Origin of the sequence: Microbacterium sp. NPDC058345 (assembly GCF_042723855.1) — a bacterium.
In the GTDB taxonomy this organism is placed as follows: domain Bacteria; phylum Actinomycetota; class Actinomycetes; order Actinomycetales; family Microbacteriaceae; genus Microbacterium.
The window spans coordinates 11,904-24,579 of the sequence record NZ_JBHXIG010000002.1 but is presented as its reverse complement, the minus strand read 5'-3'; the positions used below and the strand labels follow the sequence as shown (position 1 = coordinate 24,579).

General features: G+C 70.5%; 12 protein-coding genes. 2 read left to right on the top strand and 10 right to left on the bottom strand.

The features are described from left to right. Positions 1 to 103 precede the first annotated feature (103 nt). The 4 genes from ACFWH5_RS07655 to prmC are packed head-to-tail and all read right to left on the bottom strand — an operon-like array spanning position 104 to position 3,402. Positions 104 to 592, bottom strand: coding sequence for a hypothetical protein (locus tag ACFWH5_RS07655; protein WP_378833634.1), 489 nt, complete (start codon positions 590 to 592; stop codon positions 104 to 106). Then, positions 589 to 1,743 carry an undecaprenyl/decaprenyl-phosphate alpha-N-acetylglucosaminyl 1-phosphate transferase gene (locus tag ACFWH5_RS07650; RefSeq protein WP_378833631.1) on the bottom strand — a complete coding sequence of 385 codons (1,155 nt, stop codon included), beginning with the start codon at positions 1,741 to 1,743 and terminating at the stop codon, positions 589 to 591. The genes ACFWH5_RS07655 and ACFWH5_RS07650 overlap by 4 nt, the downstream gene beginning before the upstream one ends. Beyond that, positions 1,740 to 2,498, bottom strand: coding sequence for an L-threonylcarbamoyladenylate synthase (locus ACFWH5_RS07645; protein WP_378833629.1), 759 nt, complete (start codon positions 2,496 to 2,498; stop codon positions 1,740 to 1,742). Before ACFWH5_RS07645 ends, ACFWH5_RS07650 begins: the two co-directional genes overlap by 4 nt. 46 nt (positions 2,499 to 2,544) lie before the next feature. After that, a complete protein-coding gene (gene prmC / locus ACFWH5_RS07640; protein WP_378833626.1) occupies positions 2,545 to 3,402 on the bottom strand; it encodes a peptide chain release factor N(5)-glutamine methyltransferase in 858 nt (285 codons plus the stop codon). Positions 3,403 to 3,501: 99 nt separating this feature from the next. Here prmC and cysK point away from each other — a divergent pair, with 99 nt between their 5' ends. Then, positions 3,502 to 4,440 carry a cysteine synthase A gene (cysK, locus tag ACFWH5_RS07635; RefSeq protein WP_378833624.1) on the top strand — a complete coding sequence of 313 codons (939 nt, stop codon included), beginning with the start codon at positions 3,502 to 3,504 and terminating at the stop codon, positions 4,438 to 4,440. A 13-nt stretch (positions 4,441 to 4,453) separates the two neighbouring features. Further along, positions 4,454 to 5,017 carry a serine O-acetyltransferase EpsC gene (gene epsC / locus ACFWH5_RS07630; protein WP_378833622.1) on the top strand — a complete coding sequence of 188 codons (564 nt, stop codon included), beginning with the start codon at positions 4,454 to 4,456 and terminating at the stop codon, positions 5,015 to 5,017. A gap of 12 nt (positions 5,018 to 5,029) precedes the next feature. On the opposite strand, the gene ACFWH5_RS07625 is transcribed toward epsC, so the two are convergent. The 6 genes from ACFWH5_RS07625 to lysA all read right to left on the bottom strand — a co-directional run bounded on the left by ACFWH5_RS07625 (position 5,030) and on the right by lysA (position 12,591). After that, positions 5,030 to 5,536, bottom strand: a complete 507-nt coding sequence (locus ACFWH5_RS07625; protein WP_378833619.1) for a GNAT family N-acetyltransferase — start codon at positions 5,534 to 5,536, stop codon at positions 5,030 to 5,032. Further along, positions 5,533 to 6,615 (bottom strand): peptide chain release factor 1, encoded by a 1,083-nt coding sequence (prfA, locus tag ACFWH5_RS07620; protein WP_378833617.1) that lies wholly within the window; start codon positions 6,613 to 6,615, stop codon positions 5,533 to 5,535. The genes ACFWH5_RS07625 and prfA overlap by 4 nt, the downstream gene beginning before the upstream one ends. 22 nt (positions 6,616 to 6,637) lie before the next feature. Further along, complete coding sequence (rho, locus tag ACFWH5_RS07615; RefSeq protein ID WP_378833615.1) at positions 6,638 to 8,623, bottom strand: transcription termination factor Rho; 1,986 nt, start codon at positions 8,621 to 8,623, stop codon at positions 6,638 to 6,640. Between the two features lie 201 nt (positions 8,624 to 8,824). Then, positions 8,825 to 9,787, bottom strand: a complete 963-nt coding sequence (gene thrB, locus ACFWH5_RS07610; RefSeq protein ID WP_378834784.1) for a homoserine kinase — start codon at positions 9,785 to 9,787, stop codon at positions 8,825 to 8,827. A 29-nt stretch (positions 9,788 to 9,816) separates the two neighbouring features. Further along, a complete protein-coding gene (locus ACFWH5_RS07605; protein WP_378833614.1) occupies positions 9,817 to 11,133 on the bottom strand; it encodes a homoserine dehydrogenase in 1,317 nt (438 codons plus the stop codon). 66 nt (positions 11,134 to 11,199) lie between these two features. Further along, positions 11,200 to 12,591, bottom strand: a complete 1,392-nt coding sequence (gene lysA / locus ACFWH5_RS07600) for a diaminopimelate decarboxylase (protein WP_378833612.1) — start codon at positions 12,589 to 12,591, stop codon at positions 11,200 to 11,202. Positions 12,592 to 12,676 lie beyond the last annotated feature (85 nt).

Sequence of the window (12,676 nt, the reverse complement as noted above, 5' to 3'; positions counted from 1 at the left end):
GAGAACCCGGTACGGCGATGGTCTGTGTGCATCACGGCGCATACGCTCGCGGGCGAGCGGGCGGCACCACTTCACTCTATCAGAACGAAGGTGCGACTCCGTCTCACTGGCCGCCTGCGGACTGCCCTGGCGCGCGATCGTCGGGCACCTCGGTCGGCAGGGAGATGTCGCTCACGTGCGGCAGACGCATACGCACCAGCACGATCACATCCACGATCAGCGACATGGCCACTCCGGCCACGATCGAGAGGAAGAAGACCATCGGCACGATCCAGGGCTGACCGCTGAGCACGATCATCACCACGATGAAGATGCCGAGCTTGAGCAGCCAGCCGCCGAGCACGATCGCGAAGAACAGTTGCACGTACAGCGGGTCGCCGAACCAGCGGTTGGCGAACAGGATGCTGGCGCCCGTGATCGCGAGGAAGAGCACGGCGAGCAGCACGCCGAGCAGACCGCTCCACAGGCCGTTCGCGCCGGCGACGGCGAAGCCGATCACGCCCGCGATCACGCCGAGCGCGACGGCGGCGGCCGCGGACCACAGCAGGGTGCGGCGCAGGATCGGGGTGCTGGAGACGGGACTCGGGCTCATCGGGGCTCCTCGTGGGTGTGAGAGTCGAGTGGACGGCGGGGCGGGCGCAGGGTGACGACCAGGCAGGCCGCCACACCGAGGATGCCGAACCCGACACCGACGAGGGAGCCGCCCGGCCACCCCTGACGTGAGGCGATGTACATCAGCAGCACCGCCAGGGAGATCACCGCCGTCCAGGAGTAGAACACCAGGACGGCGTCGCGGTCGCGGTGACCGAGATCCAGCATCCGATGGTGCAGGTGCTTGCGGTCGGGGGCGAACGGGGACTTGCCCGCGCGCATGCGGCGGAACACGGCGAGACCGAAGTCCAGCAGCGGCAGCATGACGATGACGAGCGGCAGCACGATCGGGATGAACACGCCGAGCAGCTGGGAGCGGCCGAACCGCTCGGGGTCGAAGGCGTTGACGTCGCCCTGCGTGGTCAGCGCGATCGCCGAGGTGGCCATGAGCAGCCCGAGCACGAGCGCGCCGGAATCGCCCATGAAGAGCTTGGCCGGACTCCAGTTGAAGGGCAGGAACCCCATGCAGGCGCCGATCAGCACGGCGGCGAGGAAGGTCGCGAGGTTGAAGTAGCTGGTGGCGCCGGAATCCCTGGTGATGATGTAGGCGTAGACGAAGAACACGCCGTTCGCGATGAGGCACACGCCGGCGACCAGCCCGTCCAGGCCGTCGATGAAGTTCACGGCGTTCATCACCACCACGATCGCGAACATCGTGATCGAGATGCTCACCCACGGGGACACCAGGATGACGTCCCCCACCGGAAGCGACAGGATCTGCAGTCCACCGCCGGCGGTGATGATGCCCGCCGCCAGGAACTGCGCCGCGAGCTTGATCATCCAGTCGAGGTCCCACAGGTCGTCGACCACGCCGACCACCGCGATCAGCAGCGCGGCGCCGAGGATGGCCCACATGGTCTGCGGAGGCGACCACATCCGCTCGAAGAAGGGGTTCGCCGCCGAGACGCCGACCGCCGCGGCGATCGCGATGAACATCGCCACGCCGCCGAGGCGCGGGGTGGGGGTCTTGTGCACGTCCCGTTCCCGGATGCCCGGATAGAGCTTGAACCTCAGGCTCAGCCGCCAGACCGCCCATGTCAGCGCGAAGGTGATCGACGCCGTCAGGATGATCGTGAACAGGTACTGCTTCACGCCGTGCCGTCCGCGCGAGCGTCGGTGGTGCCGCCCGCCGGGGCGGGCTCGACGTCGGCGGTGTGCTCTGCATCGTCGGACGGCGCGGCGGGCTCGAGCAGATCTCCGAGCACCTCCGCGAGCTGCTCGCGGCTGACCGCGCCCTCACGCAGAACGCGAACCGCCGGCGTCTCGTCGCCGCCGGCGACGAGGGAGGTCGCGTCGACGATGGTCGAGGGCACGCCGGTCTCGCTGTACCCCTCCTCCAGATACACGGCGACGCTGTCGCCGAGCATCTGCTCGGCGTCCGCCGCGATGACCGCCGCGGCGTAGCCGGTCAGGTTCGCGCTCGAGACGGCGAGCGGCCCCGTCTCGGCGATCAGCTCGAGGGCGACGCGCCGATCCGGCATGCGCACGGCGACGGTGCCCTTCGTCTCCCCCAGGTCCCAGGTCAGCGACGGCTGTGCGGGCAGCACGATCGTGAGACCGCCGGGCCAGAAGGCGTCGACCAATCGCTGCACCGGCTCGGGGATCGAGTCGACGAGAGCGGCGAGCATGTCCTGACCGGCGACCAGCACGGGCGGCGGCATGTCGCGTCCTCGCCCCTTGGCGTCGAGCAGACGCTGCACCGCCGCGGGAGAGAAGGCGTCCGCGGCGATGCCGTACACGGTGTCGGTGGGCAGCACCACGAGCTCCCCGCGGGCGATGGCCTGACGGGCATGGCGCATGCCGGCGAGGATCTGAGCCTCGTCGCGGCAATCGAAGACAGTGGACATGGCGTGCCTATTCTACGGTGCGGTCCCTGATGTCCCGGTCGGCCGGTCAGGGTCTCAATGCGGTGGTCGCGCGGTCGCGTCTGGTGAGGTCCTGGTGCGTGGCGATGCCGCGCCACCCGTCGGACTCGAGGATCGCACCGATCGCCGCGCCCTGCAGCTCGCCATGCTCGAGCACGAGCGTGCCGCCGGCATGCAGCAGCTCTCGGGCGCGGCCGCTGATCACCCGCACGACGTCGAGACCGTCGGGTCCGCCGTACAGCGCCTGCGCGGGATCGAACAGCCGCACCTCCGGGTCGCGGGGCACAGCGTCGTCCGGTACATACGGCGGATTCGAGATGACCACCGCGGCGGTGCCGCGCAGCTCGTCGAACGCGGTGGCGAGGTCCCCGAGCACCAGGGTCAGGTTCGGCTGGGATGCCGTGTTCCGACTCGCCCAGGCGTGCGCCTCGGGCGAGCGTTCCACCGCGAAGACGCGGGCATGCGGCACTTCGGTCGCGAGGGCCAGAGCGATCGCTCCGCTGCCGGTGCCGAGGTCGACGGCGACGGGATCGGGCACGGCGCTGCCGAGCAGAGCGTCGATCGCGAACTGCGCCACGGTCTCCGTCTCCGGCCGCGGCACGAAGACTCCCGGGCCGACGGCGAGCTCCAGATGACGGAACGCCGCCGTGCCGGTCAGATGCTGCAGCGGCTCACGGGCGGCACGGCGCGCGACGAGAGCGTCGAGCGCTGCCGCATCCGCATCGGCGATGCCGTCGCCGCGCACCACCGCCGCCTGCACCTCGCCCCGGCGCAACCCCAGAACGTGGCCGATCAGCAGCTCGGCGTCGACCAGAGGGTCGGGCACTCCGGCCTCGGCGAGCTGCTGGGCGACGGCGCGCAGGCGGGCGGGGAGCGAGTCGGGCATCCCCTCAGCGTATGCGTTACGCGAGCGCCGACACATTCGGCGGCCGCGGAGGGTCGCGAAGTAGGCTGAGCGGATCATCCGCTGACGAAAGGGTCCGACGTGGCCGGCATCCACTCCGATATCACCACCACCTTCGGCAACACCCCTCTGGTGCGTCTGAACCACCTCACCGAGGGCCTCGACGCGACCGTGCTGGTCAAGCTCGAGTCGTTCAACCCCGCGTCGAGCGTCAAGGACCGTATCGGCATCGCGATCGTGGACGCCGCCGAGGCGTCGGGCGAGCTGAAGCCCGGTGGCACGATCGTCGAGGCGACGAGCGGCAACACCGGCATCGCCCTGGCGATGGTCGGTGCGGCGCGCGGCTACAAGGTCATCCTCACCATGCCCGCCTCGATGTCCAAGGAGCGGCGCGTACTGCTCAAGGCGTTCGGCGCCGAGCTCGTGCTCAGCGATCCCACCAAGGGCATGAGCGGCGCGATCGCGGTGCTCAAGGAGATCATCGAGAGCACCCCCGGTGCGGTCTGGGCCCGCCAGTTCGAAAACGCCGCGAACCCGCGCGTTCACCGGGAGACGACGGCGCAGGAGATCCTGCGCGACACCGACGGAGCGGTCGACGTCTTCATCGCGGGCGTCGGCACCGGCGGAACGGTCACGGGCACCGGTCAGGCGCTGAAGGCGGCCAAGTCCGATGTCAAGGTCATCGCCGTCGAGCCGAAGGACTCCCCGCTGCTCTCCGAGGGCCGCACCGGCCCCGCCAAGATCCAGGGCATCGGACCGAACTTCGTGCCGGACGTGCTCGATCGCGAGGTGATCGACGAGATCATCACGGCGGAGTTCGATGAGTCCCTCGCGACCGCCCGCGCCCTGGCGGCCAAGGAGGGACTGCTGGTCGGCATCTCCAGCGGGGCTGCCGTCGCTCAGGCGCTGAAGGTCGCGGCGCGACCGGAGAGCGCGGGCAAGACCATCGTCGTCATCGCTCCCGACACGGGTGAGCGGTATCTGTCCACCGCGCTGTTCGAGGACCTGCGCGAGGACTGACGACCCCGTGGGCATGATCGCTCGGATCCGCGAGGACATCGCGGCCGCACGCCGCCGCGATCCCGCTGCACGCAGCGGGGTCGAGGTGGTTCTGCTGTACCCCGGCCTGCACGCCATCTGGGCGCACCGGCTCTGGCACGCGCTGTGGCGACGCAGGGTGTATCTGCTGGCGAGGACGGGGTCGCAGCTGACCCGCTGGCTGACGGGGATCGAGATCCACCCCGCTGCGCGGATCGGGCGACGCTTCTTCATCGACCACGGCATGGGCGTGGTGATCGGCGAGACGGCCGAGCTGGGCGACGACGTGATGCTGTATCACGGCGTCACGCTGGGCGGACGCACGCGGGACCACGGCAAGCGGCACCCGACGCTCGAGGACGGCGTGTCCGTCGGCTCGGGTGCGAAGATCCTGGGCCCGGTGCGCATCGGCGCACGCACGGTGGTCGGGGCGAACGCCGTGGTCACGAAGGACTCCCCGGCGGACAGCATCCTGGTCGGCGTCCCCGCCCGGCCCCGCCCGCGCACGTCGGCGGACGACTCGCGAGCGCTGCTCACCGCAGCCGACTACGTGATCTGAGCCGTCGGCCGCTCAGAGCGGCAGGTGCATCACGTGCAGGCCGACGAGGCCGTGCGTGCGCGAGCGGAACGCCGCCGGCACGGTGCCGATGATCTCGAACCCGAACGACTGCCACAGCCGCACCGCTGCGGTGTTGGTCTCCACCACCGCGTTGAACTGGATCGCCGAGAAGCCCTCGGCGCGATGCCAGTCGATGACGTGCGCCGCGAGGGCGCGACCGACCCCTGCGCCGCGCGTCGACGGATCGACCATGAACGACGCGGTGCCCACATGGTCTCCGCGCCCTGGACGGTTCGGCCCCATCTTCGCGGAGCCGACGACCCTTCCCTCGAGCACGGCGACGTCGGTGCGCGACGGTGCGCGCTCCATCCAGAGCGCGGCCGCCTGCTCCGAGGTCAGCCCGTCAGGATAGGCGTACGTCTCACCGTCCGCGACGATCGCCGAGAAGAAAGGGAAGATCTGCGCCCAGTCCTCGCCCGTGGCCGTACGGATGACGACCGGGCCGTTCGACGCCGTCATCGCTCGTCGCCGCCCAGCGCGGCGAGCCGCTCGGCCTCGTCGGCCTCGATGCAGGATTCGACGATGGGCGCGAGCGCGCCGTCCATCACCTGGTCGAGGTTGTACGCCTTGTAGCCGGTGCGGTGGTCGGCGATGCGGTTCTCGGGGAAGTTGTAGGTCCGGATCCGTTCGGAGCGGTCCATCCCGCGGATCTGCGAGCGGCGGGCGTCGGAGGCCGCCGCATCCAGCTCCTCCTGCTGCTTGGCCAGCAGGCGGGCGCGCAGCACGCGCATGCCCGCCTCACGGTTCTGCAGCTGCGACTTCTCGTTCTGCATCGAGACGACGATGCCGGTCGGCAGGTGCGTGATGCGGACCGCGGAATCCGTGGTGTTCACCGACTGGCCGCCGGGACCCGAGGATCGGAACACGTCGATCTTGAGGTCGTTCTGGCTGATCTCGATCTCGTCGGGCTCGTCGACCTCGGGGAACACCAGCACACCCGTGGTCGATGTGTGGATGCGCCCCTGGGACTCGGTGGCGGGCACGCGCTGCACGCGGTGCACACCGCCCTCGTACTTGAGGTGCGCCCACACTCCCTGCGCGGGATCCGTCGACGACCCCTTGATCGCGACCTGGACGTCCTTGTATCCGCCCAGATCCGATTCGTTGCGCTCGAGGAGCTCGGTCTTCCATCCCATCGACGCCGCGTACTGCACGTACATGCGCAGCAGGTCGGCGGCGAACAGGGCGCTCTCGGCGCCGCCCTCCCCCGCCTTGATCTCCATGATCACGTCGCGGGCGTCGTCCGGGTCGCGCGGGATGAGCAGGCGCCGCAGCCTCTCCTGCGCGGTCTGCAGGTTCTCCTCGAGCGCCGGGACCTCGGCGGCGAACGCCTCGTCCTCCCGTGCGAGCTCGCGGGCGGCCTCGAGGTCCTCGGCCGCTGCCAGCCACGCCTCGTGTGCGGCGACGATGCGGTTCAGCTCGGCGTAGCGCCGGTTGACCCGCTTCGCGCGCGCCGCATCGGCGTGCACCGCCGGGTCGGAGAGCTCCTCCTGCACCCGGCGGTGCTCGTCGATCAGTCCCTGGACGGACTCGAACACCTGTGCTCCGTTCGGCAGACGGTCAGCGGATGTTGTTCTCGTGACCGTGGTTGGAGCCGCTCTGCGGCGGAGTCGGGATCGACTTCTGCATCTGGAACAGGAACTCCACGTTCGAGCTCGTCTCCTTCAGCTTGCCGAGGACGACCTCCAGCGCCTGCTGCGGGTCGAGTCCGGCGAGGGCGCGACGCAGCTTCCAGGTGATCTTGACCTCGTCGGACGAGAGCAGCATCTCCTCACGCCGGGTGCTCGACGCGTTGACGTCGACGGCCGGGAAGATGCGCTTGTCGGCCAGCGCGCGCGACAGGCGCAGCTCGCTGTTGCCGGTGCCCTTGAACTCCTCGAAGATCACCTCGTCCATCTTCGATCCGGTCTCGACGAGCGCCGTGGCGAGGATGGTCAGCGATCCGCCGTTCTCGATGTTGCGCGCGGCGCCGAAGAAGCGCTTCGGCGGGTACAGTGCCGAGGCGTCGACACCACCGGTGAGCACGCGGCCGGACGCCGGCGCCGAGATGTTGTAGGCACGGCCGAGGCGCGTGATCGAGTCGAGCAGCACCACGACGTCACGACCCAGCTCGACCAGGCGCTTTGCACGCTCGATGGCGAGCTCGGCGACCGTGGTGTGGTCCTCGGCGGGACGATCGAAGGTCGACGCGATGACCTCGCCCTTCACCGAACGCTGCATGTCGGTGACCTCTTCGGGACGCTCGTCGACGAGAACGACCATGAGGTGCACCTCGGGGTTGTTCTGCGCGATGGCGTTCGCGATCTGCTGCAGCACGATGGTCTTGCCCGCCTTGGGCGGCGCGACGATGAGGCCGCGCTGGCCCTTGCCGATCGGGGCGACGAGGTCGATGATGCGCTGTGTGAGCTTCTCGGGAGCGGTCTCCAGACGCAGGCGCTCCTGCGGGTACAGCGGGGTGAGCTTGCCGAACTCGACCCGGCTCGCCGCGTCGTCGGGCGACAGCCCGTTGACCGAGTCGACCTTGACGAGGGCGTTGTACTTTTGACGCCCCTGCTGCTCGCCCTCGCGGGGCTGCTTGATCGCGCCGACGACCGCATCGCCCTTGCGCAGGTTGTACTTCTTCACCTGGCCGAGCGACACGTACACGTCGCTGGAACCGGCGAGGTATCCGGTCGTGCGCACGAAGGCGTAGTTGTCGAGCACGTCGAGGATTCCCGCGATCGGGATGAGCACGTCGTCCTCGCCGATCTCGGTCTCGAACTCGTCGGCCGTCTGGTTGCCTCCGCCGCGGCGCTTGTTGCGCTGACGCGTGCGACCCGAGGACTGCTCCTCGTCGGCCGGAGCGTTGTCGGCCTGACCGCCGTTGCCGTTCTGGCCGCGACCACGGTTGCGGCTGCGGTTGCGGTTGCGACGGCCGCCACCGTCGCCGTCACCGGCGTCGCCGTTGTCGGGCGTGGTGGCCTGCTCGCCCTGCGAGCCGGCGTCGGCCGGTGCCGAGTCGGCGGTCTGCTGCTCGCCGGCCGCATCGGCGTCACCGGACTTCGCGCCGCGGCGGCCGCGGGCGGGCCGCTTGGCGGGCTTGGCGTCGGCGTCGGCGTCCGTCGCGGCGGCAGAAGTCTCGGGCTGCTGCTCGGCGGCATCCGCTGCGGGAGCCTCCTCGGCCTTGGCCTTCTTGCTCGTCGGGCGCTTGCGTGCGGGCTTCGCGGGTGCCTCGACCGCCGCATCGTCGGTGGCAGGAGCGTTCGCGGCCGCGGCGTCGGTGGTCTCGGTGCCGGCCGTGCTCTCGGCGTCGGCCTTCTTCGCCCGGGTGCGGCGCGGGGCCTTGGCCTTCGGCGCCTCATCAGCGGCGGCCGCCTCGGGCGCGGGGGCCTCGTTCGCCGGCGCGGCCGGAGCCTCGCTCACGGTCGCCTCCGCAGTGGCCGCGGCGGATGCCGACGTGGCACGGCGCGGCGCGCGCTTGCGAGCGGGAGCCGCGGGGCTCGAGGTATCGGATGCGGCCGAATCGACAGCCGGCTGATCGGTCTGGGTCTCGGAGAAGTTCTCCACGAGTACTCCCTCATATGTCGTGGGGATGAGCAATCCGGAAGCGTGCAGCGGACGCTGCACGCATCACACGCGCGGGCGCTGAGGCCTGAGGCCAGATTCACGGCGATACGGCACCGCACTGCAACACGGATGCTGAAACACCATGACTCTGGGGATCGCGTGCGGATTTCGCAGAAATGCGAGGGGGCGAGATTCACGAAGTTACGTGGAGCCCTCCGCTCGATCCCTAACTGTACCACCCAACACATCGACGGCGAGCATGTGCGCCTCCCATGGGGTGTTCGTGACGGCATCCGCGACCTCGGCGGCCCGCTGGCGCTCACCGGGGCCGTCGGCGAGCACGAGCACGCTCGGGCCCGCACCGGAGACGACGGCGGCGAACCCCTGGGCGCGCAGGGCCTGCACGAGCGTCAGCGTCTCGGGCATCGCGGCGCCGCGGTAGTCCTGATGCAGCCGGTCGGCCGTGGCGTCCAGCAGAAGCTCGGGGCTCTGCGTCAGCGCCGCGACGAGCAGCGCCGAGCGCGACACGTTGAACACGGCGTCCTCGCGGGGCACCTGATGCGGCTGCAGCGATCGAGCGAGCGAGGTCGACATCGTGAAGCCGGGTACGAACACGAGGGGTGCCACGCCCCGATGCACGAGCAGCTTCTTGTGCTGAGGTCCGCGCTCCCCGGTCCAGGCGATCGTCAGGCCGCCGAACAGTGCGGGCGCGACGTTGTCGGGATGCCCCTCGAGTTCGGTGGCGAGGCGCAGCAGCCGCGCGTCGTCGAGGTCGACATCGCCGGCCAGCAGGCCCTTGGCGATGAGGATCCCCGCGGTGACGGCGGCACCGGACGACCCCATGCCGCGCCCGTGCGGGATGCCGTTCTCGGCGTGGATGCGCAGTCCGGGCATGTCGCGCCCGGCATCCGCATACGCGTGGGCGACCGCCCGCACGACGAGATTGGTCGCGTCCCGTGGGATCTCCTCCGCCCCCGAGCCGGTCACCTCGATCTCGAGGCGGTCGTCGGCGAAGGAGGACACGGTGAGCGAGTCGTAGATGCTCAGCGCCAGGCCCAGGGTGTCGAACCCCGGACCCAGGTTCGCGCTGGTCGCGGGCACGGTGACGGTGATCGTCCGCAGCGCGCCCTCGACGTGCTGCTGCTCGACGACGGCGGGCGCCATCTCGTCGGGGACGACCGTGACTCCCACTCTCACTCCCCTTCGACGCGCAGCACGGACACGACGCGCTCGACGACATCGCTGGCCGCCAGACGATCGACCGCCGCGCTCAGCGCACTGTCCGGGGCTCGATGCGTGCCGATGATGAGGTGGGCCGTCGCGGCGTCGTCTTCGCCTTCGCCGTGCGCGACCGTCTGCACGAGCGTCGCGACCGAGACGCCGCCCTCGCTGAGGATGCCGGCGACGGTCGCGAGCACCCCTGGCTCGTCGGTGACCTCGAGGGTGATCTGGTACCGCGTGGTCACGTGTCCGATCGACACCACCGGAAGGTTGGCCCTGGTGGATTCGCCGACGCCGACGCCGCCGGCGATGTGCCGCCGTGCGGCGGAGACGACGTCGCCGAGCACGGCCGACGCGGTCTGCACGCCACCGGCGCCGGCGCCGTAGAACATCAGAGAGCCGGCCGCTTCGGCCTCGACGAACACGGCGTTGTTGGCGCCGTGCACTGAGGCCAGCGGGTGCGAACGCGGCACGAGTGCCGGGTAGACCCGCACCGAGATGGACTCGGCGTCCGCCCCACTCAGGCGCTCGCACACGGCGAGCAGCTTGATCACGAAGCCGGCGGCGCGGGCCTCTTCGATCATGGCGGCCGTGACGGAGGTGATGCCCTCGCGGTGCACGGCGTCGAGAGGCACCGCGGTGTGGAACGCGAGGCTGGCGAGGATCGCGGCCTTCTGGGCGGCGTCGTATCCCTCGACGTCGGCGGTCGGGTCGGCCTCCGCGTAGCCGAGGCGCTGAGCATCGGCGAGCACGTCGGCGAAGTCAGCACCCTCGCTGTCCATCCGATCGAGGATGTAGTTGGTGGTGCCGTTCACGATGCCCATGATGCGGACGACGCGGTCACCGGCGAGCGAATCGCGCAGCGGGCGGATGATCGGGATGGCACCGGCGGCGGCCGCCTCGTAGTACACCGAAGCGCCCACGCGGTCGGCGGCCTCGAAGACCTCGGGACCGTGGGTGGCCAGCAGCGCCTTGTTCGCGGTCACCACATCCGCGCCGGAGCCCAGGCCCCGCAGGATGTGCGAGCGTGCGGGCTCGATGCCGCCCATCAGCTCGATGACGATGTCGGCGCCGGTGATCAGCGATTCGGCATCGGTCGTGAACAGCTCGCGAGGCAGCTCGACGTCGCGAGGTGCCTCGAGGTCGCGGACGGCGATCCCCGCGAGCTCGAGCTCGGCCCCGGCGCGGTCGGCCAGCTCGTCTCCGTGCCTCAGCAGCAGCGAAGCGACCTGCGAGCCGACGGCTCCGGCTCCGAGCAGCGCCACGCGAAGTCGTCGGTATTCAGTCATCTGCGCTCCTCAGCGTGTCGGGGGTGTGGACGTTCGCTCCGGCTGCGGCGGCGGCCGGCAGCCGGGTCACAGGTCGATCCCGGCGTCGCGCGCCAGCAGATCCCGCATCGACTCGCCGCGCACGATCACGCGGGAGGCACCGTCGCGCACGGCGATGATCGGCGGGCGGGGTACGTGGTTGTAATTGCTCGACAGCGGCGCGCAGTATGCACCCGTCGCGGGGACGGCGAGCAGGTCTCCGGGTGTGACGTCCCCGGGAAGGTATTCGTGGTCGACCACGATGTCGCCCGACTCGCAGTGCCGTCCGACCACGCGGACCAGCACGGCCGCTTCGGCGCCGGAACGCGACGCGAGCCGGGCCGAGTACTGCGCGCCGTACAGCGCCGTTCGCGCATTGTCGCTCATGCCGCCGTCGACGCTCACGTACCGCCGACGGCCCGCGTCGAGGGTGACGTCCTTGATCGTGCCGACCTCGTACAGCGTGACACCGGCGTTGCCGACGACGGCGCGCCCCGGCTCGAAGGACAGGGCGGGTACCGGGATGCCGCGCGCCGCGCATCCCTCGGCGACCGCCGCGACGATCCCCTCGGCGAGTTGTGCGATCGGCGTCGGATCATCGACGCGCGTGTAGGCGATGCCGAAGCCGCCGCCGAGGTTCAGCTGGGGGATGTCGCCGTCGGCGAGCAGCTCCTCGTGCAGATCCAGCAGGCGCGACGCCGACTCGCGGAAGCCGGCGACGCCGAAGATCTGCGAGCCGATGTGGCAGTGCAGACCGGTGAAGTTCAGTCCGGGGATCTCGCGGATGCGCGCGACCGCCGCCGGCGCGTCCGCCAGTGGGAAGCCGAACTTCTGGTCTTCATGCGCGGTGGCGAGGAAGTCGTGGGTCTCGGCGTGCACGCCGCTGTTCACCCTGAGCATGACGCGCTGTACGGCGCCGCTGCGCGATGTGATCGCGGCGAGTCGCTCGATCTCGATCGCGCTGTCGACGATGACGGTGCCGACGCCCGCCTCCACGGCCCGTGCGAGCTCGGCGACCGACTTGTTGTTGCCGTGGAAGCCGAGCCGGGCGGCGTCCGCGCCGGCTGCGAGAGCGACCTCGAGCTCTCCCCCGGTGCACACGTCGAGGTTGAGCCCCTCGTCCATGACCCAGCGGACGATCTCGGTGCTCAGAAGCGCTTTGCCCGCGTAGTAGACGCGCGCCGATGTTCCGTGCGCCGACGCCGCGGACTCGAACGCCGCGCGCAGCGCGCCGGCCCGTCCGCGCACCTCGGACTCGTCGATGACCAGCACCGGCGTGCCGTGCCGGTGCACGATGTCCGTCGCGCTCACGCCGCCGAGCACCAGCGCGCCGGTCTCGTCGCGGCTCGCCGAGGCGGGCCACACCGCGCGGACGAGGTCATTGGCGTCGTCGGGCTCGACGAGCCATCCGGGAGCGGGCGATGAGGCAGCGGAATGCACGGAGCACCAATCGTGGAATGGATCCCCGGGCGGACGGGTGGCTCCGAGGTTGCCCCCGATTCTAGAGCACCGCCCCTCGGCGTCC

Bases quoted from the DNA above. Each gene is read 5' to 3' on its own strand.
- ACFWH5_RS07655 (WP_378833634.1), bottom strand. From the start codon at position 592: ATGAGCCCGAGTCCCGTCTCCAGCACCCCGATCCTGCGCCGCACCCTG.
- ACFWH5_RS07645 (WP_378833629.1), bottom strand. From the start codon at position 2,498: ATGTCCACTGTCTTCGATTGCCGCGACGAGGCTCAGATCCTCGCCGGC.
- prmC (WP_378833626.1), bottom strand. From the start codon at position 3,402: ATGCCCGACTCGCTCCCCGCCCGCCTGCGCGCCGTCGCCCAGCAGCTC.
- epsC (WP_378833622.1), top strand. From the start codon at position 4,454: ATGATCGCTCGGATCCGCGAGGACATCGCGGCCGCACGCCGCCGCGAT.
- ACFWH5_RS07625 (WP_378833619.1), bottom strand. From the start codon at position 5,536: ATGACGGCGTCGAACGGCCCGGTCGTCATCCGTACGGCCACGGGCGAG.
- thrB (WP_378834784.1), bottom strand. From the start codon at position 9,787: ATGGCGCCCGCCGTCGTCGAGCAGCAGCACGTCGAGGGCGCGCTGCGG.
- ACFWH5_RS07605 (WP_378833614.1), bottom strand. From the start codon at position 11,133: ATGACTGAATACCGACGACTTCGCGTGGCGCTGCTCGGAGCCGGAGCC.